The following is a 23,698-nucleotide window of genomic DNA, read 5'->3' on the forward strand; positions in this document are numbered from 1 at the left end:
AGCGTTGCCGGGACCGAATCTGACTCACAGCAGGTGGGGAACTATCTGGCCGTACGCGGGGAGAAACCATGGCCACAAAATGCGCCATAAATGGCCGCCAGTGGGGAGCTTACGATGGCCGTCGACATATTTGGTCAGTGTTTTCGAAAACCATGGGGGTTGTAATCTGTTCGACGGACCCGTCTTGTTGGACGAGAAAGCTCAGCGGCAGAACTGGCGGCGCCGATAGCGCAATTCCGATGTCGTCGACCGCAGCGAACGAGGGATAGTGCACGCCTGCAGCGGTGAGAAGCGCTAGTGCTGTGGACATGTCGTCCTGGACGTTGATCCCGACTACTCGGATGGAGCCCGGAGTACCTGCATAGTCATTCAGGACCGGGATTTCCGATCGGCACGGCCCGCACCACGAGGCCCAGAGGTTGATCAGGGTCGGCTCCCCGGACAGCGCTGCACCGAGGTCGACCACAGTATTCTCGCCAAGACACGTCGCTTTGATTCCCAGGAGTTCTCCTCCAGCGGGCGGTACTGCCGGGGCCACAGGACAGGGAACCGCTGCTGCCGCGGACTTCGAGGAAAACCCCGAGTCGACGCGATCTTCATCTGCCTGGGCGGCCGGAGGCACTTGAGGCCGGGTCGAGGAATGGGTCTCGGTTGACGTTGATCGAGGCCAGATCGCCACGACGAGAAGACCGATCACAACCAGGAAGAGCAGGAACCACCGAGACTGTGCCTGCATGCACTTCCTCCAAGCGTGGTGCGGTGAACCGGGACAACACTGAACTACTATTGTGCATAGTAGACATATGGTTCGTTCTGTCGCCCCCGCCAACCAGAGGCGGGATCCGAACCCGAGAATCGAGCATCGTGAAACGCCAGTCCGCTCCGAAGGGCCGTATCAATCCACCAGTCAGCCCAGAAATTGCGGCACTGGGTGCCCATCAAGCACCGCAGACGCGCGTGGCGCGGATCAACCGTGTAGCACGGTCAAAGCTCGTGCGTCTGGTGATGTACTACACCGCGGTTCGACTCGCCCTGATCGCCGGCCTCGCAGTGATCATCATGGGAATCAACGCCATACTCGAACTCGAAATCCCCGGTGTGTTAGCACTGTTCGGGGCGGTGCTGCTCGGATTCGCCATCTCTGCGATCGCGTTCCGGTCATTGCGCCGCCGGATCAATGAAGAAGTGATGGTCGTAGATGAAAAACGGCGTGCAATGCGCACCCGGTGAAGGGTTCCCTCCGGTTAGGTGCGCGTGAAAGCTCCAGTAACGAAAATGCCCAGCATCGGTGCCACAACCTGTCTTTTTTGGACGTATGACCGCTCAAAGCTGCCTTCCTGGGTGATGCCGAGGGCGCGCGATCATGCATTGATTGGCATTGGGATGAAGATGTCAGGTGACGGGATCAGGTGCGGAGTCGGCGGTATCCGTGGTGGTCTCGAGTTTCGGAATCGGTACAAGCTGCGGGATCAGGCGGACGAGACTCGAGCAGGCGCAGTACGGAGGACCGTTGAGTCAGCTCGCCCTTGTGAGGAACCCCGGGGCTGCTGCTGGAGACGACCCTGTTGGGACCACCGGTGGGTGGCCGATACTTTCACTCATCGCCCTCTACATCAGCTGTGGGCGCAGCCATACCGAACGCACCCCTCAGTGCAGCAACGGTAGGAGCGCCACCGACCTCGCCCGTGGAATCTCGATAGAGCCTGCATGACACGTTGGGGACCTGGTCCGGTTCGGCAAACGGATCGCGGCCGTCGACGAGCAACGTCGGCGATCCGGTCATGCCCGCAAGCCTTGCGGATCGAGGATCGTCGACGATTACGTGGCGCAGTTCCCAATCGATGGACTCCTCCGCGAGAACGTGCTCGATCCGTTGTTCGAGGAGCTGCACGTTCGGGCAGTCCGGGACTTGCAAAATTTCAAGGTGCATCATGGTGTTCCTCCGTCGGCGTGTGGTTTCGAGTATGCGGCAGTGCAGGACAGCTCGCGGTAAACGAAACCCAGGACTGGTAGGTCTGCATTTTCTCGGCAAGATCGTCAGGTATCGGCATCGGTGTCATAAGACCGGCACGAGTTCGTTCGGTGTTGCCCTCCGGATAGCGGCCCAGTGCGGATCCCGGGGCGGCGACGACGATGATGCGAAGAACCTGCCCGACGGCTTCGCGGCAGTCACGCTGATGTAAGGCCAGGGGAGCATGGCGAGGTGGTTTGTGTGGCCATGGACAGGGCTGGGAGAGGACATGTGTGCGTTCGAGGTGATGCCAACGCTGGGTGTCATCGCTGGTGCGGCCGGCTGCGGTCCTCTTTGCGGGCCGAAACGCGACGGCGCTGTGTCGGTCGTGCAAGCGATGCGCTTCGTGTAGACACTGCGCAATTGTGCGAGCATTCGGTTCATCGGATGCAGAGCCGGCGGCAGGTGCTGCAGGTCTTCGCCCATCAGAGCAACATCGGCGGTCTCGATGGCCACGTCGGAACCCATCGCGCCCATGGCAATGCCCAAGTCGGCGGTGGCCAGGGCGGGGGCGTCGTTGACACCGTCCCCGACCATTGCCGTCGGGCGGTTCGCACGCAAGGTTTCCACGATCCGTGCCTTGTCCTCCGGGCGCAGGTCGGCGTGCACGTCGTCGATCCCGACGTCGGCGGCCAGCGCCTGGGCGGTGCGTTCGTTGTCGCCGGTGAGCATCGCGACGGTGTACCCGCCGCGTCGTAGCCCGGCGATCACCTCATGTGCTTCCGGTCGGAGCTCGTCTCGTACGGCGACTGCCCCGATGACGGTTCCGGCGCGCTCGATCCACGCCACGAGTTCCCGAGACCTCTCACCGATGGCGTGGCCGCCGCACCCGGACTGAGTCGTCTCGACGGATGCGCCGACGTGTGCGTCGGCTACCCAGAAAGCGGTACCTCGCCTGGGCACTCGACGACCCGGACGGCCCACCCCCTCGGGTGGGCGCCCGAGAGGAGCGAACGGCCTACCCGAGCGTATATCCCCAGGGGTACTTGCATACCCCCCTGGGTATATGCAACAGTGGGTAGACGCTCGTCAGAAAGGACTGTCTATGTGTTACCCCGTCCCGTGCCCGATATGCGACAAGATCGCGTGGGCAGGTTGCGATCGACATGTCGACGACGTCACGAAGGATGTTTCACGGCCTCGGCAGTGCACCTGCTCTGCTGAGACCGTTGGTCCTATCGATCGGCGCCAGCGCCTCGCGATCGCTGTTTCGCCGCCAATCCCGGTCGCGAGTGCAAGGGCCTAACCTTCCAATTGGGTCAGGTTTACCGAGGTCTAGCTCGCTCATTTGAATACCCCAGCCCGTATTTTAGGAGAAGTTATGTCTGTGCCCGACACCGTGACGGCCACCGGTCGTGACGATCGTGATCGCGTATCTACACCCGGCATACTCGGACGCCTGGGAAGCGCGATGGTCGCACGCCGCCGATGGGTGTTCGGTGTCTGGCTGATCGCGCTTGTCGCGCTCGGATCTGCAGCGCCGTCGGTTTTTTCGTCACTGGCGGGTGCTGGGTGGCAAGCCAACGGATCCGAATCGGTCCAGGTCCGTGAACTCGCGCAACAGCATTTCGGCGGGAACTCCTCGGCCGCGGTTCAGGTGGTGGTCCATTCGGACACCGCGTCGATCGACGATCCCACCGTGCAGCAGAGACTCATCGACGTCACAGCTGTGTTCGACGGTGACACCCGGTTCGGTGCCGTCATCGCCCCACAGCCTGGTATGACCATCAGCCCCGACGGCCACACCGGCATCCTCATCGCCGGCGCCAACGCAAACGCGGACGACATGGTCAAAGCCGTCGACGATGTCAAAGACGAGCTGACCGCACTCTCCGGCGACGGTATCGAGGTCTATCCCACCGGATCCTCCGCGTTGTGGTCCGACTTCAACAAAGCCAACCACGATGCGATGATTCAGGCTGAACTATTCTCTTGGCCAGTCACTTTGGCGATCATGGTGCTCGCATTCGGCTCCCTCGTCGCTGCCGGGCTGCCGCTGTTGCTCACAGTGGCCGGACTCGTCGCCTCCGCCGGCGGTTTGGTGCTGCTCAACGAGGTCACACCGATCTCGGTATGGGCGATGAATTTCGCGATGATGTTCGCCCTCGCTCTCGGCATCGACTACGCCTTGTTCATCGTCGCCCGCTTCCGCGACGCCCTCCGTACGGCCGATCCACGAGCAGCCGTTGCCGAAACCATGGACACCGCAGGCAAAGCGGTGCTCCTGTCCGGACTTACCGTCCTGGTCAGCCTCTCGGCAGTGCTGCTCGTTCCCGCACCGGCCGTGCGCACCATGGCCGTAGGCATCATGCTGGCCGTCACGTTCGTTCTGATCGCCACCATGACACTTCTTCCGGCCACGCTGGGCGCACTCGGCCCCAAGGTCAACGCAGCATCCCTGCCTTACGCGAAACGCCAACAGCACCGATCCCCGAAGTTCGCTGCGTGGGGCGAATTGCTTCACAAGTACCCATGGCCGTTCGCGCTGGTCTCCGTCGGCATCCTCGTCGCCCTGGCCTTACCTGTCCTGGGACTGAAGGTGGCAATGCCGTCCATCGCTGTCGTTCCCGACGATGCGCCCGTTCGGCAAGGTTACGAGTTGGTTCAGGCCCAGTTCGGTGACGGGGCACCCGGCGCGCTGCAGATAGTTGTCCCGTCTTCCGATGCGGCTGCTACCGCCGCGGCAGCGAGCAGCGTCGACGGGATCTCGATGGTCACCCCGCCCACACCATCAACAGACGATTCGAACTACACACTGCTACAAGCGTTTCCTGCCGTGGACCCTTCCGCAGAGGCCATGGGCACGATCCTCGGTGACCTACGCGCACAACTACCGGAGTCCGCGCTCGTCGGCGGCGCGCCAGCGGAGAACCTCGACCTGCAGCAAGCCCTGAACGACTACCTACCGTTGGTTATCGGGATCATCCTCGCCCTCGGCTTCATCCTGCTGCTCGTCGCTCTGCAGGCACCACTGATCGCGATCCTCGGCACCGCCGTCAGTTTGCTGTCGACCGCCGCAGCGTTCGGGGTTGCGAAGCTGATCTTCCAAGACGGACACGGATCGTCGCTGCTCGGCTTCACCCCTCAAGGTTTCCTCGACGGCTGGGGGCCGGTGTTCTTCTTCGCGATGATCTTTGCCATCGCCATGGACTACACCGTGTTCCTGCTCGCCACCGCGAAAGAACACTACGAGAAGACCGGGGACCCGAAGGCTGCTCAGGTCGACGGCCTCGCGCACTCCGGACGCGTCATCTTCGCCGCTGCGGCGGTCATGGTCGCCGTGTTCTTCACCTTCGCGCTCTCCGATCCGCTCCCACCCAAGGAAATGGGCATCATCCTCGGCGTCGCGGTGTTGCTCGACGCCTTCCTGATCAGGCTGATCCTGCTCCCGGTCCTGCTCCGGCTGAGCGGTCACGCTGCATGGTGGGCACCGGGCTGGCTGCGCAGAATGTTGCCGTCGATCCGCTTCTCGCACTGACCATTACAACACCTCACGGAGGAATCATGACCGATCCGAACATCACGCATTCGAGCACGTCTGCCGGGTGGCCGATCGAACGTATCGTCCCCGCACTGGCCGCCGGCGTCACCGCGACGGGCCTGACCCTCGGCGAACTCCACGCACCACGGTGGAGGCTGCTCAGCGCCTTCGCCGCCGCGAACCTCGCCCTCTACGCCGCGGTCGGCTGGTGCCCGGCAAGTGCGCTTCTCACCAGAGCGGGCGTACCAAGTCTTCGCCACCCCCGAAGCGGATAGGCACACAATTGCCGCAGTTCGACGAACGGAAGGAATTCTCCACCATGACCATCGCACTCTCGACCACCTTGACCGACACCGACTTCGAGACGGCGGTCACCGCCACCAAAGCAGCACTGTCCGAGCAAGGCTTCGGTGTGCTGACCGAAATTGACATGCAGGCCACCCTGAAAGCCAAACTTGGCACAGACATGGAGAAGTATCTGATCCTAGGCGCGTGCAATCCCACGCTTGCACACCGCGCCGTAGGAATCGTGCGTGAGATCGGCCTGCTACTGCCCTGCAACGTCGTCGTCCGTGCCGACACCACCGCCGGATCGGTCATCGTCGAGGCGATGAACCCGGACCTCATGGTCCAAGTGACGGGCGAACCAGCACTGTCAGATGTCGCGGCCGAGGCCACCACCAAACTCCAAGCCGCCCTGGACACGCTCGGCAGTCGGGATGCAGTGCGCAGTTGATGACGTTGACCCTGGCGCTGGCGCTCGGCCTCACCGTCGGAATCCTGCTCGGTCTCCTCGGAGGCGGTGGATCGATCCTCGCTGTCCCGATCCTCGTGTACGCTCTCGGGTTCCCCCTGCCGGAGGCGATACCGACTTCGCTGTTGGTGATCGGTGTCGCCTCCGCGGTCGGGGTCATCTCCAAGGTGCGGGCGCGGCTCATCGAATGGCGACTCGCGGCAATCTTCGCCGCCACCGGAGTCCTCGGCACCCTGGCCGGCACTGCCCTTGGCAAGCATCTACCTGAAACTGCCGTGATGATCGGCTTTGCGATCGTCATGATCCTCGCGGGGGCACGCATGCTGCGCAGCCCCGACAATCCCGGAACCGCCTGCAGGACGAGCAATTCCGGGATCAACTGGCGCCGATGCGCACCTCGGTCCATACCGACCGGATTCGGCGTCGGTGTCCTTACCGGACTGTTCGGCGTCGGCGGGGGCTTCTTGATCATCCCCGCATTGGTTCTGCTGCTGGGAATCGAGATGAGTGTCGCCGTCGGAACCTCTTTGGTGGTCATCGTCGCCAACTCCGCCGCCGGACTCATCGCTCAGGCCGACGGCCTAGGTGGAAACTGGCCCTTGACGGCAGCGTTCGCAGGTTCAGCCATTGCGGGTTCGTTGGTGGCCGGACGATTCGGTACACGCATCGCCACGGACTCACTTCGGCAGTGGTTCGCCTACCTGGTGTTTGTCGTGGCAGGTTACGTCCTCATCGACACTCTCGTTCTCGGATGATCTACCGTGCACCCCGTTGGATGCCCCCGGGGGTAATCTGGCAATTTCTGGCATCATCATGCATCTGAAGGAGACCCCATGATCGGCGACGAAGACAGCATCGCATTGGTCCTCAACCGCCTCCGCCGCGCACACGGCCAACTCTCGGGAGTGATCGGCATGATCGAGAACGGACGCGATTGCAAAGACGTTGTCACCCAGCTCGCCGCTGTTTCCAGGGCCCTCGACAAAGCTGGCTTCAAGATCGTCGCTACCGGTCTCCGAGAGTGCATGACAGGCGAAGCGGCAGACAACAAAGAACCCATGACCGAAGCAGAACTGGAAAAGCTCTTCCTGGCGCTGGCCTGAACGCCCGCTTCACATCAGGAACGAGGCCGACCGACAACATGTAGGAGCTCCCCATGAGCACGACCGACCCGGACATCGCCATCATTGAAACTTCCAGCCTCGGCGACCGCAGCTATCTGATCAGCCACGACGGTATCGCCGTGGTGATCGATCCACAACGCGACATCGACCGCGTCCGGGCGCTGGCAGCAGAAAAGAACGCTGTCATCACCCACGTGCTGGAAACTCACATCCACAACGACTACGTCACTGGCGGCCTGGAACTTGCGCGCGCCACGGGTGCCGAATACGTCGTCCCGGACGGCGATCCGGTCGAATACGAGCGCCGAGCAGTCGTCGACGGCGATGTCGTCGACGCGGGATCGACGACGTTCGAGGTCATGCACACCCCAGGGCATACTCATCACCACGTCAGTTACGTTCTGCACCGGCGCGGCGAGCCGATCGCAATCTTCACCGGCGGCTCCATGCTCTACGGGTCCACCGGGCGCACTGACCTGCTCGGCTCCGAGCACACTGATGAACTGACCCACGCGCAGTACCATTCGGTCCGCCGTATCGCGGCCGAACTGGCCGCTGAGGTGGAGGTCTACCCCACACATGGGTTCGGTAGCTTCTGTGCCGCAACTCCGACCAGCGGGGACTCATCCACCATCGGTGAACAGCAGCAGTCCAACCCCGCACTGACTCAGGACGAACACACCTATGTCGACGAGCTGATCGCGGGCCTGTCTGCATATCCCGCGTACTACGCCCATATGGGCGTCATCAACACCAAAGGGCCGGCCCCGATCGACCTGTCCATGCCCGAGCCCGTCGATCCAGACGAACTACGTCGCCGCATCGACGCCGGGCAATGGGTCGTTGACCTACGAGCACGCACCGCTTTCGCCGCCGGCCACGTCGATGGCTCTCTCGGGTTCGAACTGTCGACCAGCTTCGTCACCTATCTCGGATGGCTTTATCAGTGGGGCGTGCCGTTGACGCTGATCGGTGAAACAACCGACCAGATCGCCGAGGCGACCCGCGAGCTGGCTCGGATCGGCATCGACAGTCCCTCCGGATCCGCCGTCGGTGAGATTCACTCGCTCGTCGGCGACGGAAAGGTCCGCTCCTACGATGTATCCGACTTCGCCGGACTCGCGGCGGCCACCGGCGAACGTGAGATAAGCGTCCTCGATGCGCGTCAACAGTCCGAGTACGCGGACAGCCACCTTCCTGGTGCCGTGAACATCCCCCTCCACGAGCTACCACACCGACTCGAGGAAGTTTCCGCGGCCGAAGTGTGGGTGCACTGCGCATCCGGTTACCGCGCATCGATCGCCGCTTCACTTCTCGACCGCGAACACCGCACAGTGGTCCTCATCGACGATGACTACGAGCATGCCGTGCAGCTCGGCCTCCACACATCGCCCGCCTGACGAATGCGCCGCCGCTGCGCAAGCCGCACGATGCGAGTGGTTCACGGGGCTGATCTCCCCGATTTCAGCAAACGGCCATCGGATAATTCCGACAGAGGGCAGGAAGCCCAACCCCTGCCCGTGCCGACGTCCGAGAAGGCGGCCACCGCTGGTCCAACGATCATTCGGGCGCCGTCCGAGTTTGTCGTTCTGCCAATTCGCACTGGATCTTCCGCTCGCCTTTGCTTCGGTGGCCGGACCGTTGTGACGCGCCATGCACGGTTCCGGCCGGGATGCGGTGCGCGGAGTCGCAGACATCCGCGTGCCCCGGCGACCGCGAGGAGCCGGGACGGATCAAGGTGCCACCGTGCCAGCAGTGTCGGTCATGCCGCGGCGGCGATCAGGCGGCCGATCACACCGGATTCGAGCAGGATGATGACGCCCAGCCCGATGAAGACTGTGGGCACGAGCCAGTGCTCGACGCGCTCGAGGATGTCGATGACCTTCTTGTGGGTGCCGAGCATTCTGCCGGCGGCGCACCAGAGTCCGACACAGATCAGGAACACGGCGATGGTAACGATGGTCTGGGGCGCACCGAGAGTGCGGAAGACCGGGGTGTAGACGGCGATGTTGTCGGCGCCGTTGGCGATGGTGATGGCGGCGACGCTGATCGTCCCGGCCGCGACCACTACGGGTTCACCGTCTCCGTCGCTGCGTAAGCCCTGGATCAGTCCCCAGATTCCTAGCGACAGGGGAAGTAATCCGAGTAGTCCAACCCAGTCCTCGGGCACGATCACCAACCCGAGGGCGGCGACCACACTGATCGCGACGAGGGTGATCAGGCCGAGGTACTGGCCGGCAACGATCTGCCATGCCCGCGGCCGTCCTTGACTGGCGGAGGCGACGAACAGGACGGTCAGTACGACGATGTCGTCGATGTTGGTGCCGGCGAACATCGCTACCGCCGCGGCGATGGTGCCGATCATCCTCGCATCCGGCGGCTGCCGCGGCGCGGCCTGATCTCGGGTATTGCTGTCATTTCGAACTCTCCTGTGCGGGCGGGGGATCGGCCGGGTCGTGGGTGGACTCAAAGATCAGTGATGCGACGAGCAGCACGACGCCGCAGGTGATGTAGGTGTCGGCGAGGTTGAAGGTGGGCCACCAGCCGGTGTGGAAATAGTCGGTGACCTTTCCGTCGACGGCACGATCGATCACGTTGGCGGCAGCTCCGGCGAGGATCGCCGACCAACCCACCGTCCCCACCAGTGAAGCGGTGGGGACGGTGCGCCAGGCGTAAATTCCGACGCCGAGAGTGATGGCGGCGGTGACCGCGAGGATGATCCAGGCCGGAAGCTGTTGGCCGATGCTGAACGCGACACCGCTGTTGTACGCCAACTTCAGTTGCAGCAATCCCATATCGACGGTGCGTGCACCGGAAAGGGTACGGCGCGCAACGGGTTCGGCCGACAGTGCGATCGCGATGAGAGCGAGACCGACGACCACGAGAATCACCCGCCGCGTGCTACCTGTGCGGATTGATCGAGCCGCTAATTCGCTCACGTGCGGGCCTCGACCTTCCCCGCCGGTGCGGGTACCGATCCGGTGGGGAAGGCTTGCGCGCGGCCGGCCCGGACACCGTTGGCGATGACCACGATCTCAGCGACCTCGTGCACCAGGACCACGGCGGCCAGGCCGAGAACCCCGAACAAGGCCAACGGCATCAGAACGGTGATGATCGCCAGCGACAGTCCGACGTTCTGCAACATGATGGTCCGGGAGCGGCGCGCGTGCGCCAACGCCTGCGGCAGGTGCCGCAGGTCCTCACCCATCAGAGCAACATCGGCGGTCTCGATGGCCACGTCGGAACCCATCGCGCCCATGGCAATGCCCAAGTCGGCGGTGGCCAGGGCGGGGGCGTCGTTGACACCGTCCCCGACCATTGCCGTCGGGCGGCTCGCACGCAAGGTTTCCACGATCCGTGCCTTGTCCTCCGGGCGCAGGTCGGCGTGCACGTCGTCGATCCCGACGTCGGCGGCCAGCGCCTGGGCGGTGCGTTCGTTGTCGCCGGTGAGCATCGCGACGGTGTACCCGCCGCGTCGTAGCCCGGCAACCACCTCACGTGCTTCCGGTCGGAGCTCGTCACGGACGGCGACCGCCCCGATGACCGTTCCGGCGCGCTCGATCAGCACCGCAGTGGCGCCGGCATGCTGCATCCGCTCGATATCCCCTGCCAGCGGACCCGGGTCGATCCAGCCCGGTCGACCGAGGCGCACAGGTATGCCGTCGATGGCCCCGGTCAGGCCCGCCCCTGTGACCGCGTCCACGTCGTCGGCGGGTGCGTAGTCGTCGACGGCGGCGAGAATCGCGCGAGCGAGAGGGTGCTCGCTGCGCGCCTCCAACGCTGCGGCCACCGCGAGAACGTCCTCGCGGCTGGCGCCGTCCGCCGTGGCCACATCGATCACGGCAGGCTGGTTGCGGGTGAGGGTGCCGGTCTTGTCCAACGCAACGGTGCGGATCCGGCCGAGGGCCTCGAGTGCACCGCCGCCCTTGACCAGGACACCGAGCTTGGACGCCGCACCGATCGCGGCGACAACGGTGACAGGGATCGCGATGGCCAGCGCACACGGGGAGGCGGCGACCAGCACCACCAGGGCGCGTTCGATCCACACCAGCGGATCGCCGAGCACACTGCCGACCGCGGCGATAACTGCGGCGACGATCATCACACCTGGAACCAGCGGTTTGGCGATCTTGTCGGCGAGGCGTTGCGCCTCGCCCTTGCGGGACTGCTCGGCCTCGACGATCCGCACGATTTTGGCCAGCGAATTGTCCTGCGCATCTGCGGTGACCTCGACTTCGAGGACGCCGGTGCCGTTGATCGATCCTGCGAACACCTCGTTGCCGGGACCGGCTTCGACGGGCACCGATTCACCGGTAATCGCGGAGGTGTCCAGAGCGGTGCGTCCGGTGCGGATGACCCCGTCGGTGGCGATCCGTTCCCCAGGCTTGACGACCATGAGCTCGCCGAGCTGGAGTTCGGAGGGCGGAACGGTTTCCTCGCGGCCGCCGCGGAGAACTGTCGCGGTGGCCGGCACCAGAGACAGCAAGGCCCGCAGGCCCCGGCGAGTGCGGGTGACCGCATACTCTTCGAGTCCCTCGCTGATCGCGAACAAGAACGCGAGCATGGCCGCTTCGCCCACCTCACCGAGCAGTACCGCGCCGACAGCCGCGATCGTCATCAGGGTGCCGACCCCGATCTTGCCCTTGACCAGGCGTGCGAGAGTGGACGGGACGAACGTGTAACCGGCAATGAGCAGGGCGCCCACCTCGAGACCGAGCCCGAGAGCATCCGGCCCACCGGTCAGGCCCACTATCAGCGCCGCGATCAGCAGCACGCCCGCAGCTGCAGCCGCCCGGATCTCGGTAACCTGCCACCACTTTTCGGGCCCGTGTTCTTCCTCGCCTTCGACGCGGGGTTCGTCGTGACCGCAACCGCATGCGTCACTCACGGCTATCTCCGATGGCGGTGCCGTAATTCGGGCACAAGGCAACCGCGTTCCCCGTCGCGGCAAGCAGCGTCTCCGCCGAGGCGAGTAGGTCCATCAATTCCGGCCGGGCCAGCGAGTAGAACACCTGCCGACCTTCCGGTCTGCCGTCGACCAAACCGCAATCACGTAGGCATGCAACATGTGCGGACACCGTCGACTGGGCGAGGCCGAGTTCACCGATCAAATCCGCAACCCGCGCCTCTCCTTCGGCGAGACGGCGCACGATCGACAACCGGGTGCCGTCCGAGAGACTGTGGAACAGTGCCACTGCCGCATCCAGGCTCGACCCGCTGCCGGTTGCGGCGAGGCATCCAGGCTCGTTATTCATCGTCATACGACGATGATAGCAATATTGGACGATTCCAGGAAGGGTGGACGCACTGGACTTGAAGTAGATGCGGTACGTCAGCCGAACGGTGGCCGGCCGACGTACCTCACCAGGAATGGCGAAGTGACATCTGTAGTTTGCGAGTTGCTCGCCACGGCATCACATGGGGGGACAGCAAGGACCCATCGCTCGACACAGCCAGTCGCACAACATCTCCAGTGGATTCATTTCATTCACCTCCTTCTGAGTGTTCATCGCCAGCGCGGCGACGAACGGTCCGAGTCACCTGCGGTTCCCGAACGTCATCCATAATGGACATTCCAGTGCGATGGAAGGTCAAGGATCTCGTGAAAATTGGTGAACTGGCCGCTCGAAGTGGCGTTGCCCCGAAAACGCTGCGTTTCTACGAGGACAGTGGGGTGATTCCCGTCCCGGTCCGAAAGTCCAACGGCTACCGGGACTACGGTCCGGAATCTCTTGCGCGTTTGCGGTTCGTCCGCAGCGCCCAGTCTGCAGGTTTCACCTTGCGAGAGATCCGCGAGATCCTCACCACCCATGACCGCGGGGCGGCTCCTTGTGAACAGGTCGTGGAGATGCTCTCGGAGCATCTTTCCCAGGTTCGTGGCAAGATCCGCGAACTTGCCACGCTCGAAACAAACCTTGTTGCTTTGCTGAGTCGAGCGGAAGGGGAGATTCCGTCGGAAGCCGACGATGTCGGTGTGTGCTGGATCCTGGAATCCGAGTCTCAGGAAGGTGTTGCCGAATCGTGAAATTGATTGCGGCCATGCATCCCTTCCTATTTCAGCAGGTTCGGCGCTCTGCAACGTGATGAGGTGCGCGAAGCGGTTGTAGTGGTGTTGTCGGTGTATTGATCAGTCAGGTACGGAAGTAGCGGCAGTGGGTGAATCCCGTTCGAATGCATTCCTCAGGGCAGTCACAGTGGGAGCGCCACCGACCGCGCCCACGGCGTCGCGGTAGAGCCTGCAGGACACGCTTGGCACCTGATCCGGTTCGGCAAAGGGGTCGTGGCCGTCAACGAGCAACGTCGGAGATCCCGCCATGCCCGCAAGTTCCGCTGATCGAGGATCTTCGATGATCACGTGGCGCAGTTCCCATTCGATCGGCACGCCTGAAAGAGCGTGCTCGATTCGTTGTTCGAGGAGCGGCACGTTAGGGTAGTCCGGGACCTGCAGAATTTCGAGATGCATCATGGTCGTCCTTTGTCGGTGTGCAGTGTCTGGAGCATGGGGCAGTGCCGGTCCGCTCGCGGTCGCGCGCAGGTGGACGCGAACTCGGTCAGCGAGGCCCGCATGCGTTGCAGATCTCGGATCTTTTCGCCGAACTCGGTGATCTTCGTCTGCGCCAGTCGCCGAGCGGTGTCGCAATCGTCCGGTCCGCCGCCGGCGAGATGGAGAAGTTCGTTGATTTCGTCGAGGCTGAAGCCGTGTTCTTGGGCGCGTTTGACGAACCGGACAATTTCGACAGTTTCGTCCGGATATGAGCGGTATCCCGAGGTGGATCGCGGCGGGTGCTGCAGGAGTCCGCGCCGTTCGTAGTACCGCAACGTCTGTACGTTCACCCCGGCGAGGGTGGCCAGTTCACTGCTACGCATGTCGCCATTGTGAACCCGGTACCCGGCTACGGAGTCAAGTCGTCTCTCGTCGGCGGAAATTCATCTGAGGTTGGTTGCGCGTTATTTCGATATCTGTCAATATCGAAGCATGTCGAATCAAGATGGGGCGGAGGCCGGCGCTTGCTGCTCGCCGCTCGTCCGTGAACCGTTGACCGAGGATTGGGCCGGCGACCTGGCGCGGATGTTCAAAGCCCTCGGCGATCCCGTCCGCTTGCGCCTGCTGAGCTTGGTGGCAAGTCACGAGGGTGGTGAAGCCTGCGTCTGCGACATCTCGGATACGTTCGACCTGTCTCAGCCGACTATCTCGCATCACCTCAAGGTGCTGCGACAGGCCGGGCTGCTCGACTGTGAACGCCGCGGGACCTGGGTGTACTACTGGGTTATTCCGGCTGCGCTGCAACAGCTTTCCGCCGTGCTCCTGGTCGAAGGTACGAGCGTGAGTGTCGCGGACGCATGCGCAGAGGTCACCGCATGAGCAACACCGCTGCCACCACCGAACACCCCGAAGTCGTCGGAAAACTCTCCACCCTCGACCGCTATCTTGCGGTCTGGATCGGCGTGGCCATGGTCGTCGGCCTGTTGGTTGGACGCTGGATCCCCGGTGTGAACACTGCCCTGGAGAAGGTGCAGATCGACGGCATCTCCCTGCCGATCGCCCTCGGCCTGCTGATCATGATGTACCCGGTGTTGGCGAAGGTCCGCTACGACCGCCTCGACACAGTCACCGGGGACAAGAAACTCCTCGCCGGCTCCCTGTTCCTGAACTGGGTTCTCGGCCCGGCGCTGATGTTCGCCCTCGCCTGGCTGTTTCTGCCCGACCTGCCGGAATACCGAACCGGTTTGATCATCGTCGGTATCGCTCGCTGCATCGCGATGGTGATCATCTGGAACGACCTGGCGTGCGGAGACCGCGAAGCCGCCGCGGTGCTGGTCGCCATCAACTCGGTGTTCCAGGTGATCATGTTCGCCGTGCTCGGTTGGTTCTACCTCTCGGTCCTGCCCGGGTGGCTCGGCCTCGAACAGACCACCATCGACACCTCGCCCTGGCAGATTGCGAAATCGGTCCTGATCTTTCTCGGTATCCCGCTGCTGGCAGGTTTTCTGTCCCGCTTCTTCGGTGAACGCGCCAAAGGCCGCGACTGGTATGACACCAAGTTCATCCCCAAGATCAGCCCCTGGGCGCTCTACGGTCTGCTGTTCACCATCGTCGTGCTCTTCTCGATGCAGGGCGAACAGATCACCTCCCAGCCCTGGGATGTCGTCCGGATCGCGTTGCCGCTGCTGGCGTACTTCGCGCTCATGTGGGGAGGCGGCTACATCCTCGGCGCCGCAATCGGATTGGGCTATGAACGCACGACGACCCTGGCGTTCACCGCCGCGGGCAACAACTTCGAACTCGCGATCGCCGTAGCCATCGCCACCTACGGCGCCACCTCGGGGCAAGCTCTTGCCGGTGTTGTCGGCCCGCTGATCGAGGTACCGGTGCTCGTCGGGCTGGTCTATGTCTCCCTTGCTCTACGCAAACGCTTTGCCGTCAAAGAGGTTTCACCCGCACCCACCGCTACGTAAGTCACCTACAACTCTTCGGGAGTCATGATGAACGAGCACCGCGCCCAGCCCGATCTCCTCTCACCGCAGGCCGTTCTCTCGCGCACCGCGCAAGACCTGGCAGCGAAGTACGTCGGGGTCTTTTCCGCGCAAACCGTCGAACGCTACGTCTTCGAGTCCTACACGGCGCTGCGCCGCACCGCGAAGATCCACACCCATCTCACCTCGCTCGCGGCGCGGTTCGCCGCCGACCGCCTCACCGCTTTGGCCCAGTCCAGCGGAGCACTCGCCAAGGACGTGCCCGAAGTTCTGTTCGTGTGCGTCCACAACGCCGGCCGGTCGCAGATGGCGGCGGCACTACTCGATCACCACGCCCGCGGCCGGGTTCATGTGCGCTCGGCAGGATCCGCGCCGGTCCACGAGATCAACCCCGCCGTCATCACGGCGATGGCCGAGATCGGGATCGATCTTGCCGACGAGTTCCCGAAACCACTCACCGATGACGTGGTCGCCGCAGCGGACTGCGTCGTCTCGATGGGCTGCGGCGACGCGTGCGTCGTCTACCCAGGGAAGCGGTACCTCGACTGGGCTCTCGACGACCCGTACGGCCAACCCCTCGAGGTGGTGCGGGCAATCCGCAACGACCTCGATGCACGGGTGATCGCACTGCTCACCGAACTGACCACACCCGTCGCCGTCTGAGCGACCTCTTCCTCAGCTCTAACTTCCATCTTCGAAGGGAACCTTCTTTCTCATGTCCGACAAGCCCAGCGTCCTGTTCGTGTGTGTCCACAACGCCGGCCGATCGCAGATGGCCGCCGGTTTCCTGAGCCACCTCGCCGGTGACGCCATCGAGGTCCGTTCCGCCGGATCTGCCCCCGCGGACACCATCAACTCCGCCGCGGTCGAAGCGATGGCCGAGCTCGGAATCGACATCTCCGCCCAGACCCCGAAGATCCTCACCACCGACGCCGTGCAGGATTCGGATGTCGTGATCACGATGGGCTGCGGCGACACCTGCCCGATTTTCCCCGGCAAGAGCTACCGCGACTGGGTCCTCGAGGATCCCGCCGGCCAAGGCATCGATGCGGTTCGCCCGATCCGTGACGAGATCAAGACTCGCGTACAGGCTCTGATCAGCGAACTCACCGCCCCGTCGGTATCGCGCTAACCGCCTACGCTTCCCGTATTCGATCCCGTGAAAGAGACACTATGACCATCCCGTCCACGGTCCACGACGTCATCATTGTCGGTTCCGGACCGGCCGGCTACACCGCTGGTGTCTACACCGCGCGCGCTGAGCTCGCGCCCCTGCTCTTCGAGGGAACCCAGTTCGGTGGCGCCCTCATGACCACCACCGAGGTCGAGAACTTCCCCGGATTCCGCGAAGGAATCATGGGCCCCGATCTGATGGAACAGATGCGCGAGCAGGCACTGCGCTTCGACACCGACATCCGCACCGAGGACGTCGAGGAGATCGATCTCAGCGGCCCGATCAAGACGGTCGTCGCGAACGGCGAAACCTACGCCGCGCACGCGATCATCCTCGCCATGGGCGCGGCAGCCCGCTACCTGGGCATTCCCGGTGAAGAACGCCTCCTCGGCCGCGGCGTCAGCGCCTGCGCCACCTGCGACGGCTTCTTCTTCCGTGACCAGGACATCGTCGTGGTCGGCGGCGGCGACTCCGCGATGGAAGAAGCAACCTTCCTCACCCGCTTCGCTCGCTCGGTCACCCTGGTGCACCGCCGCGAGGAGTTCCGCGCCTCACGGATCATGCTCGAGCGCGCCAAGGCCAACGAGAAGATCCGCTTCCTGACCAACGCAGAGCCCGTCGAGGTGCTCGGTGAGAACAGCGTCACCGGCCTCGTCGTGCGCGACACCGTCACCGGTGAAACTTCCACACTCGAGATCACCGGCATGTTCGTCGCCATCGGCCACGACCCGCGCAGTGAACTCGTCAAGGGCCAGGTCGATCTCGACGACGCCGGATACGTGCGCGTCGCTCCCGGTTCCACCGCGACCTCCGTCGACGGCGTCTTCGCTGCCGGTGACCTGGTCGATCACACGTACCGTCAGGCGATCACCGCTGCCGGCACCGGATGCTCCGCAGCAATCGACGCCGAACGCTGGCTGGCCGACCGCGGCGACATCACCGCCAACACGCTCGACGCAGCCGGCCACACCGTCGACGCCGTCTGACTCCCACACCCAGTGAAAGGAACTTCGATGAGCAAGCCTTCAGTGCTGTTCGTGTGCGTCAAGAACGGCGGCAAATCCCAGATGGCCGCCGGCCTCATGCGCAAAGCCGCCGGCGACCAGGTGGACGTGTACTCGGCCGGCACCAAACCCGGCGACGCGGTCAACGCCCTGTCCGCCGAAACGCTCCTCGAAGTCGGGGTGGACATCTCCGGGCAGACCCCGACGTTGATCGATCCGCAACTGGTGCGCGATGTCGACCTCGTCGTCACCCTGGGCAACGAAGCGAAGGTCGATCCCGTAGCCGGCACCGACTTCGAGAACTGGGACACCGACGAGCCGTCCGAACGCGGCATCGACGGAATCGAACGAATGCGCCTGGTCCGCGACGACATCGCCGCCCGCGTCGACGCCCTTGCTGCCCGTCTAGCGGTCCGCTGATATCGGAACCGCTAGCCGCGCAATCGAAAGACCCGAGAAGTAAGAAAAGAGGACATCACCATGAGCACCATCGAAGTATTCGAACCCGCCCTGTGCTGCAACACCGGCGTCTGCGGCGACGACGTCGACCAAGCGCTGATCACCTTCACCGCCGACCTCGACTGGGTCGCAAGCAACGGCGGCACCATCACCCGCCACAACCTCGCCAACGACCCACTGGCCTTCGCCGGAAACGACACCGTCGCAGCATTCCTCAAAATCTCAGGTTCCGAAGGACTCCCGCTGGCGCTCGTCGACGGAGTCACCGCCCTGACCGGTACATATCCCACCCGCAACCAGCTCGCGAAATGGGCAGGCATCACCGAACCTGGAACGGCTGAGGCGCCGGCCGGGATCGCCATGCTCGGACTCTCCGACACTTCGGCATGCTGCTCCACCGACGACGCCGACTCCACCACCTGCTGCTGAAAGCGTCGACACCGCAATGAGGTTCCTGAACAACGCGCCCCGATTCCTGTTCTTCACCGGCAAAGGTGGTGTCGGTAAAACCTCCATCGCCTGCGCGAGCGCGATGACCCTCGCTCGCGCCGGCAAGAAAGTGCTGCTCGTGAGCACCGATCCAGCCTCCAACGTCGGGCAGGTCTTCGGTGTGAGCATCGGCAACACCATCACCCCGATCTCCGCCGCTCCCGGATTGTCTGCGCTCGAGATCGACCCGGAACAAGCCGCCGCCACCTATCGCGAGCGGATCATCGGTCCCGTCCGCGGGCTACTCCCCGAGAAGGACATCGCGGCGATCTCCGAACAACTTTCCGGGTCCTGCACCACAGAAATAGCCTCGTTCAACGAGTTCACCGGACTGCTCTCCGGGCGCGACGACATCACCGCGGGCTTCGACCATGTCCTCTTCGACACCGCCCCGACCGGGCACACCATCCGGCTGCTCCAACTCCCCGGATCGTGGACCGAGTTCCTCGATGACGGCAAGGGCGACGCATCGTGTCTCGGTCCGTTGTCCGGGCTCGAGAAGCAGCGCGCCATCTACGCTGACGCCGTTGCCGCGCTCGCCGATCCGCAGCGGACCCGCCTCGTACTGGTCTCGCGCGCCCAGCGTTCGACGCTCGCCGAAATCACCCGCACCCACCGCGAACTCGCCGACATCGGACTGACCCATCAGCATGTCGTGATCAACGGTGTCCTCCCGGACCCGGGCGACGACACCGATCCGCTCGCGACCGCGATCTACCGGCGTGAACAAGCCGCGATAGCCGCCCTGCCCGATGGATTGGCGCAATTGCCGACCGATCAGGTCCCGCTCAAAGCGACCAATATCGTCGGCATCGACGCACTCGAAAGCCTCTTCACCCCCGACCTTGGCCCGGTGTCCGCCGCCTCAGCGGACCCGTCCCTGCAGCTACCCAGTTCTCCGCTCGCATCCCTGATCGACGAACTCGACACCGACGATCACGGCCTGATCATGTGCATGGGCAAAGGCGGAGTCGGCAAGACCACCATCGCCGCCGTCATCGCTGTCGCCCTCGCCGAACGCGGCCACCAGGTGCACCTGACAACCACGGACCCGGCTGCACACCTGACAGAAACCTTGAACGGGGAACTCGACAACCTCCAGGTCTCCCGAATCGACCCCGCCGAAGCCACCGAGCAGTACCGCACCAGAGTCCTGACCACCAAAGGCAAGAACCTCGACGAACGCGGACGCGCGAACCTCGCCGAAGACCTCCGATCACCCTGCACCGAGGAAGTGGCAGTCTTCCAAGCGTTTTCGCGGGTCATCCACGAATCGAGTCGCAAATTCGTCGTCGTCGACACCGCCCCGACCGGGCATACCTTGTTGCTCCTCGATGCCACCGGCTCGTATCACCGGGAAATCGCCCGCCAGATGGGGGAGAACACGAACTTCACCACCCCACTCATGCGACTCCAGGACCCAAACGCAACGAAGGTACTGCTCGTGACCCTCGCTGAAACCACACCCGTCCTCGAGGCCGCCGGTCTGCAAGCCGACCTACAACGAGCCGGAATCGAGCCTTGGGCGTGGGTGGTCAACAACTCTCTCGCCGCTGCCGAACCAACCTCGCCGCTCCTGCAGCAGCGCGCAGCCGGAGAGATCACCGAAATCGGCACCATCACAAGCCAATACAGCCAACGAACCGCCATCGTCCCGATGCTCGCCGAAGAACCCATCGGCGAAGCCGCCCTGGCAGCACTGAGTAAGGCATAGCGATCGCGTCACATCATCTCGCCCTGCAGACGGGGTTGCTGTGAACCAGTGGACTCAACTCATGCTGACACGCAGGGCTTCCGGCGATCGAGTTCGTCACGGAGGCACCCAGGCGATGGGAATGTCATCGGACGGGTCTACTGGAACTAGCGCACAACGTCGAACTGTTGCTGACGTCGGCTCCGTTAGTCACTTCCGTCCACGGGCCCAGACGACGGCCGCCGCCACCACGCGGATGCCGACGCCGATGAGAATCAGATTCCCGATGATCTGGACACTGACGACAGCGCGCGACGGATCGGTCGTCGCTGTGATATCCCCGAAGCCTACGGTCGAAAACACCGTCAACGAGAAGTACAGGGCATCCATCCGACTGAGCGGTTCAGAGAAGTATGTGGGGGAGCTCTGGGACATCAGGCTGTATCCCACGGCGTAGCCGAGCAGATAGACGGGAAGAATCAGTGCCAGCGTTTCTATGGCCTGCACGGTGGGCACGTCCGACCTCAGAATCTGCCGGATCTGCCACACGGCAACCGCCAGCACGACGAGCAGTCCCCCCACGAGGAGCATGACCGTGGAAATGCCGTCGACGGAGGTCCACGGGAGCACAAAGTAGCCCACGCCGCAGAGCGCAACCGTCGCGACCGGGCGCACGAGCCCGCGGCGCAGCAGGCGCCGACGATCGCGCGGGTCGAGGTTGCGAAACTCGCTGGCCTGTCCCATGAAATTCCTCCGGGCAACTGCGCGGGTGGGACCGGTAACGAGCGTCATCCTCGGCCATGATGGGTTCCTGCCCGCGGTTCCCCTGCCATTCCAGCCAAGCACGCCCGGGCCGGTGATAACCAGGGTCGACACCACACCAGATCGGTAAACATTGGACCGGTCACGGGCTGTCGGTGGCGTCCTCCGGATCGCCTCCGACGCCACCGATCCCCGCCCCTGCGCGGGCTCGAGCTTCAGCACTGGGCAGCAGGCCGGTTCGGTCAGTCGGGAGGGGTGCGCAACATGGTGTGCTTCCGGGTATTTCGCGGCGATCCGGCGAACTGTCGTGACGGTGAATCGCAACGGTCCGGGTACCGGTCACTGATTTCGGCCGGACGTGTCCCGGTGTGCCGCCCCGTTTTTCTGAACGGTGATGGGTGTTTCGTTCACTGGTCGGGCACACAGACGACAACCTGAGCAGCAAGGCGGTGCTCATGACGCGGACGCCGCGCTCGTCGGCCCGCTGTTCCAGTACGGCAACGAGGCGTCGGCGCCGGGAACGGCTGGGGCGTGCTGCGCAACGCTAGTCGGTGATCGCGCGGAGGGTCTGCGGCGGTTACGGGTGCTGGTGTTCGGTGGTTGTAGCGGCGGGGGCCAGCACCCAGAGGAGCATGCGACCGGTCAGGGGTGTGGTGGCGATGAGCATCAGGTATACCTCCGCGACGGAGCCGTCGTGACGCGTGAGGTCGAAGGTGTCGAGCCAGGACGAAAGGAGCAAGAACACGGCGTCGACGATGGCCCAGGATGCGATGTTGGCAACGATCCATCCGGCCCAGCGGCGGGTATGGGCTCGCAGGACCAACGCCTGGGACAGCCCGAGCAACGGTCCCAGTGCCAGGGTTTGGCTGGCGGCAAGTAGGTAGGCGCCGGTGACGCTGGTGCCCGAGTCTTGCGCGGTGGTGATGGCAGGGATGATCACCAGCAGCCAGCCCAGGAGCGCCGGGCCGACATTTGCGACGATCCATTTCCGCCGGGGGACCGGCACGCGTTGGCGGACGATCTGCCATTGCAGCGCCCCGAGCACCCAACCGAACAGCACGGCCCCAGTCGTTGCCACGAGCAGCGCGGCGACCGGGCTCCGGTTTGCCCAGGACAGCTGCAGTATGTCGGCGCCGATCCACGACAGGACCGCCACCGTGGTCAGCACGACTACGAAGGCGATGGTGTTGTACAGAATCCACTGCCAGTACAGGCGTGCGGACCAGCCGTTGGATGGCGTGGTCATCGGCTGGCACGGTGATCGTGGACGACGGCCGGCCGTGTCGTGTTCTGCGGTCGCTTTCCGGGCCTTGTTCGAGGTAGGTATCGACATCGCTGGTCAGGAGTTCCGGATCTTTGGATCAGGGGATGTCTAAGCGCGTGCATCGGCATCACGATGGGCCGCGGCGACGGTCCGAGTCACCGCGAATCCCGATAAGGGCGAAGACGTCGGCGGCGCCGGCGATCCAGAAGGATTGTGGCAGGGGATCTGCCGCGGTCACTGTTCCCGGCGCCGCGTCTGGCGAGGGCACCTGCGCCTGGGCGGGCGCGGTCGAGACGATCGCACAGGCGAGCGCGATCGCCATCACTGCGTGGCGGAGTCGTCGTCGGATCATTGCACCGCTCCCGGGGTCGTGCGTGTGTGCGCCGACTCCCATTCTGCGCGAGGCGAAGGTGCCGGCATACCGGTTCGATCATTTTCGGGTGTGTGGGGCGCCGGCGGGTTTGGGTGCCGGCGGGGGCCGGCGGGGTGTTCGGGTCGGGTGGTGTGGGGGAGTGGTGCCGGGTCGTGCGGGGGTGTTGCGAGGGCTCGTTTTGGGTGTTTTTGAATGTTGTTGTGTGTCAGTAGGTTTCGGTATTCAGTTGGTGTTGTGCTAGTTTCGTGTGTTGTGTGCACGGTGGTGTTTTCGTGAACGTCGAATGTTGTTGTGGTGGTGAGGGTTTCGGTGTTTCATGTTTTCGGGGTGTTTTGCGGTTTGGTGGGTGGGGGTGTATGATTGGGAGCACGATGATGACGAGGCAGTGGACGCGAGACGGGGCGCTTTTCGTGACCCTTCCCCTCCTCCCCAGCCTCGTTCGGGTGTCGGGTACCGATTCAGGCGTTGCGATGAATTCGTTTGGTAAGAAACAAGATTCGGAATTCAGAGGAGCGAAGCGACTCGATCGACGGCAACGGCAATCGACCCACTGCGAGCCGCGCAGCGGCTCCCTGGCGGGGAGCGCAGCGACTCGCTTCCGTCTCCCGACGCGAAGCGTCGGGAGGAGCGCCGCG

The 23,698-nt window shown here is 63.9% G+C and carries 27 protein-coding genes and 2 pseudogenes; 16 read left to right on the plus strand and 13 right to left on the minus strand.

Translation table 11 applies throughout. The features are described from left to right. Positions 1-109 precede the first annotated feature (109 nt). A complete protein-coding gene (locus G9U53_RS32360; RefSeq protein ID WP_030538068.1) occupies positions 110-736 on the minus strand; it encodes a TlpA disulfide reductase family protein in 627 nt (208 codons plus the stop codon). Positions 737-864: 128 nt separating this feature from the next. Between G9U53_RS32360 and G9U53_RS34305 the strand changes: the two genes are divergently transcribed. After that, positions 865-1,230 (plus strand): DUF4229 domain-containing protein, encoded by a 366-nt coding sequence (locus tag G9U53_RS34305; RefSeq protein WP_019747393.1) that lies wholly within the window; start codon positions 865-867, stop codon positions 1,228-1,230. Positions 1,231-1,594: 364 nt separating this feature from the next. Here G9U53_RS34305 and G9U53_RS32370 read toward each other — a convergent pair whose 3' ends face one another. The 3 genes and pseudogenes from G9U53_RS32370 to G9U53_RS33795 all read right to left on the minus strand — a co-directional run. Next, positions 1,595-1,933: a hypothetical protein gene (locus G9U53_RS32370; protein ID WP_003944633.1), complete on the minus strand. Its 339-nt coding sequence runs from the start codon at positions 1,931-1,933 to the stop codon at positions 1,595-1,597. Positions 1,934-2,027: 94 nt separating this feature from the next. Further along, positions 2,028-2,345, minus strand: a pseudogene (locus G9U53_RS33790) (DUF3703 domain-containing protein); the annotation flags it as partial. Positions 2,346-2,401: 56 nt separating this feature from the next. Further along, positions 2,402-2,791, minus strand: a pseudogene (locus tag G9U53_RS33795) (HAD-IC family P-type ATPase); the annotation flags it as partial. A gap of 631 nt (positions 2,792-3,422) precedes the next feature. Here G9U53_RS33795 and G9U53_RS32380 point away from each other — a divergent pair. From G9U53_RS32380 to G9U53_RS32405, 6 genes are all read left to right on the plus strand, one after another. Next, a complete protein-coding gene (locus G9U53_RS32380; protein ID WP_223304706.1) occupies positions 3,423-5,489 on the plus strand; it encodes an MMPL family transporter in 2,067 nt (688 codons plus the stop codon). A 26-nt stretch (positions 5,490-5,515) separates the two neighbouring features. Continuing rightward, positions 5,516-5,767, plus strand: coding sequence for a YgaP-like transmembrane domain (locus G9U53_RS32385; RefSeq protein ID WP_003944652.1), 252 nt, complete (start codon positions 5,516-5,518; stop codon positions 5,765-5,767). Between the two features lie 44 nt (positions 5,768-5,811). Next, positions 5,812-6,228, plus strand: a complete 417-nt coding sequence (locus G9U53_RS32390; RefSeq protein WP_011133463.1) for a DUF302 domain-containing protein — start codon at positions 5,812-5,814, stop codon at positions 6,226-6,228. Further along, positions 6,228-7,001, plus strand: a complete 774-nt coding sequence (locus G9U53_RS32395) for a sulfite exporter TauE/SafE family protein (RefSeq protein WP_003944622.1) — start codon at positions 6,228-6,230, stop codon at positions 6,999-7,001. Before G9U53_RS32390 ends, G9U53_RS32395 begins: the two co-directional genes overlap by 1 nt. Before the next feature lie 78 nt (positions 7,002-7,079). Continuing rightward, positions 7,080-7,349, plus strand: a complete 270-nt coding sequence (locus tag G9U53_RS32400) for a metal-sensitive transcriptional regulator (RefSeq protein ID WP_003944639.1) — start codon at positions 7,080-7,082, stop codon at positions 7,347-7,349. A gap of 53 nt (positions 7,350-7,402) precedes the next feature. Continuing rightward, positions 7,403-8,770 (plus strand): MBL fold metallo-hydrolase, encoded by a 1,368-nt coding sequence (locus G9U53_RS32405; protein WP_003944677.1) that lies wholly within the window; start codon positions 7,403-7,405, stop codon positions 8,768-8,770. A 362-nt stretch (positions 8,771-9,132) separates the two neighbouring features. Here G9U53_RS32405 and G9U53_RS32410 read toward each other — a convergent pair whose 3' ends face one another. Genes G9U53_RS32410 through G9U53_RS32425 form a run of 4 tightly spaced genes read right to left on the minus strand, consistent with a single transcriptional unit; the run spans position 9,133 to position 12,631 of the window. Next, on the minus strand, positions 9,133-9,735 hold the full coding sequence (locus G9U53_RS32410) for a cadmium resistance transporter (RefSeq protein ID WP_030538076.1): 603 nt from the start codon (positions 9,733-9,735) through the stop codon (positions 9,133-9,135). Between the two features lie 49 nt (positions 9,736-9,784). Next, positions 9,785-10,309: a signal peptidase II gene (lspA, locus tag G9U53_RS32415; RefSeq protein ID WP_011133466.1), complete on the minus strand. Its 525-nt coding sequence runs from the start codon at positions 10,307-10,309 to the stop codon at positions 9,785-9,787. Further along, entirely contained in the window at positions 10,306-12,258 is a 1,953-nt protein-coding gene (locus tag G9U53_RS32420) for a cation-translocating P-type ATPase (RefSeq protein WP_073513734.1), read from the minus strand. The genes lspA and G9U53_RS32420 overlap by 4 nt, the downstream gene beginning before the upstream one ends. Beyond that, positions 12,251-12,631, minus strand: coding sequence for a metalloregulator ArsR/SmtB family transcription factor (locus tag G9U53_RS32425; protein ID WP_011133468.1), 381 nt, complete (start codon positions 12,629-12,631; stop codon positions 12,251-12,253). Before G9U53_RS32425 ends, G9U53_RS32420 begins: the two co-directional genes overlap by 8 nt. 305 nt (positions 12,632-12,936) lie before the next feature. On the opposite strand from G9U53_RS32425, the gene G9U53_RS32430 reads away from it, so the two are divergent. Beyond that, entirely contained in the window at positions 12,937-13,395 is a 459-nt protein-coding gene (locus G9U53_RS32430; RefSeq protein ID WP_011133469.1) for a heavy metal-responsive transcriptional regulator, read from the plus strand. Between the two features lie 102 nt (positions 13,396-13,497). Here the strand turns inward: G9U53_RS32430 and G9U53_RS32435 are convergent, their stop codons facing one another. Together G9U53_RS32435 and G9U53_RS32440 are read right to left on the minus strand one after the other, a co-directional pair. Continuing rightward, entirely contained in the window at positions 13,498-13,836 is a 339-nt protein-coding gene (locus G9U53_RS32435) for a hypothetical protein (RefSeq protein ID WP_019747399.1), read from the minus strand. Then, positions 13,833-14,237 carry a MerR family transcriptional regulator gene (locus tag G9U53_RS32440; RefSeq protein ID WP_011133470.1) on the minus strand — a complete coding sequence of 135 codons (405 nt, stop codon included), beginning with the start codon at positions 14,235-14,237 and terminating at the stop codon, positions 13,833-13,835. The genes G9U53_RS32435 and G9U53_RS32440 overlap by 4 nt, the downstream gene beginning before the upstream one ends. 109 nt (positions 14,238-14,346) lie before the next feature. On the opposite strand from G9U53_RS32440, the gene G9U53_RS32445 reads away from it, so the two are divergent. Genes G9U53_RS32445 through arsA form a run of 8 tightly spaced genes read left to right on the plus strand, consistent with a single transcriptional unit; the run spans position 14,347 to position 20,685 of the window. Then, complete coding sequence (locus G9U53_RS32445; protein ID WP_020971547.1) at positions 14,347-14,733, plus strand: metalloregulator ArsR/SmtB family transcription factor; 387 nt, start codon at positions 14,347-14,349, stop codon at positions 14,731-14,733. Beyond that, the gene (gene arsB / locus G9U53_RS32450) at positions 14,730-15,827 is read left to right on the plus strand and encodes an ACR3 family arsenite efflux transporter (protein WP_011133472.1); all 1,098 of its coding nucleotides are present in this window, start codon (positions 14,730-14,732) and stop codon (positions 15,825-15,827) included. Before G9U53_RS32445 ends, arsB begins: the two co-directional genes overlap by 4 nt. 27 nt (positions 15,828-15,854) lie before the next feature. Further along, complete coding sequence (locus G9U53_RS32455; protein ID WP_030538124.1) at positions 15,855-16,508, plus strand: arsenate reductase ArsC; 654 nt, start codon at positions 15,855-15,857, stop codon at positions 16,506-16,508. 52 nt (positions 16,509-16,560) lie between these two features. Then, positions 16,561-16,977, plus strand: coding sequence for an arsenate reductase ArsC (locus G9U53_RS32460; RefSeq protein WP_030538125.1), 417 nt, complete (start codon positions 16,561-16,563; stop codon positions 16,975-16,977). A 41-nt stretch (positions 16,978-17,018) separates the two neighbouring features. After that, complete coding sequence (gene trxB / locus G9U53_RS32465; protein WP_075836384.1) at positions 17,019-18,005, plus strand: thioredoxin-disulfide reductase; 987 nt, start codon at positions 17,019-17,021, stop codon at positions 18,003-18,005. Positions 18,006-18,032: 27 nt separating this feature from the next. Further along, on the plus strand, positions 18,033-18,443 hold the full coding sequence (locus G9U53_RS32470) for a low molecular weight phosphatase family protein (RefSeq protein WP_030538083.1): 411 nt from the start codon (positions 18,033-18,035) through the stop codon (positions 18,441-18,443). 60 nt (positions 18,444-18,503) lie between these two features. Beyond that, positions 18,504-18,911 (plus strand): arsenite efflux transporter metallochaperone ArsD, encoded by a 408-nt coding sequence (arsD, locus tag G9U53_RS32475; protein ID WP_030538084.1) that lies wholly within the window; start codon positions 18,504-18,506, stop codon positions 18,909-18,911. 16 nt (positions 18,912-18,927) lie between these two features. Next, positions 18,928-20,685: an arsenical pump-driving ATPase gene (gene arsA / locus G9U53_RS32480; protein WP_030538085.1), complete on the plus strand. Its 1,758-nt coding sequence runs from the start codon at positions 18,928-18,930 to the stop codon at positions 20,683-20,685. 189 nt (positions 20,686-20,874) lie between these two features. On the opposite strand, the gene G9U53_RS32485 is transcribed toward arsA, so the two are convergent. The 3 genes from G9U53_RS32485 to G9U53_RS32495 form a co-directional block, all read right to left on the minus strand. After that, a complete protein-coding gene (locus G9U53_RS32485) occupies positions 20,875-21,408 on the minus strand; it encodes a potassium channel family protein (protein ID WP_019747405.1) in 534 nt (177 codons plus the stop codon). Positions 21,409-22,003: 595 nt separating this feature from the next. Continuing rightward, complete coding sequence (locus G9U53_RS32490; protein WP_030538086.1) at positions 22,004-22,672, minus strand: hypothetical protein; 669 nt, start codon at positions 22,670-22,672, stop codon at positions 22,004-22,006. Between the two features lie 145 nt (positions 22,673-22,817). Next, the gene (locus G9U53_RS32495; RefSeq protein ID WP_143173176.1) at positions 22,818-23,042 is read right to left on the minus strand and encodes a hypothetical protein; all 225 of its coding nucleotides are present in this window, start codon (positions 23,040-23,042) and stop codon (positions 22,818-22,820) included. Between the last annotated feature and the right edge of the window lie 656 nt (positions 23,043-23,698).

This window comes from Rhodococcus sp. D-46, assembly GCF_011290655.1.
GTDB lineage: Bacteria > Actinomycetota > Actinomycetes > Mycobacteriales > Mycobacteriaceae > Rhodococcus_F > Rhodococcus_F qingshengii.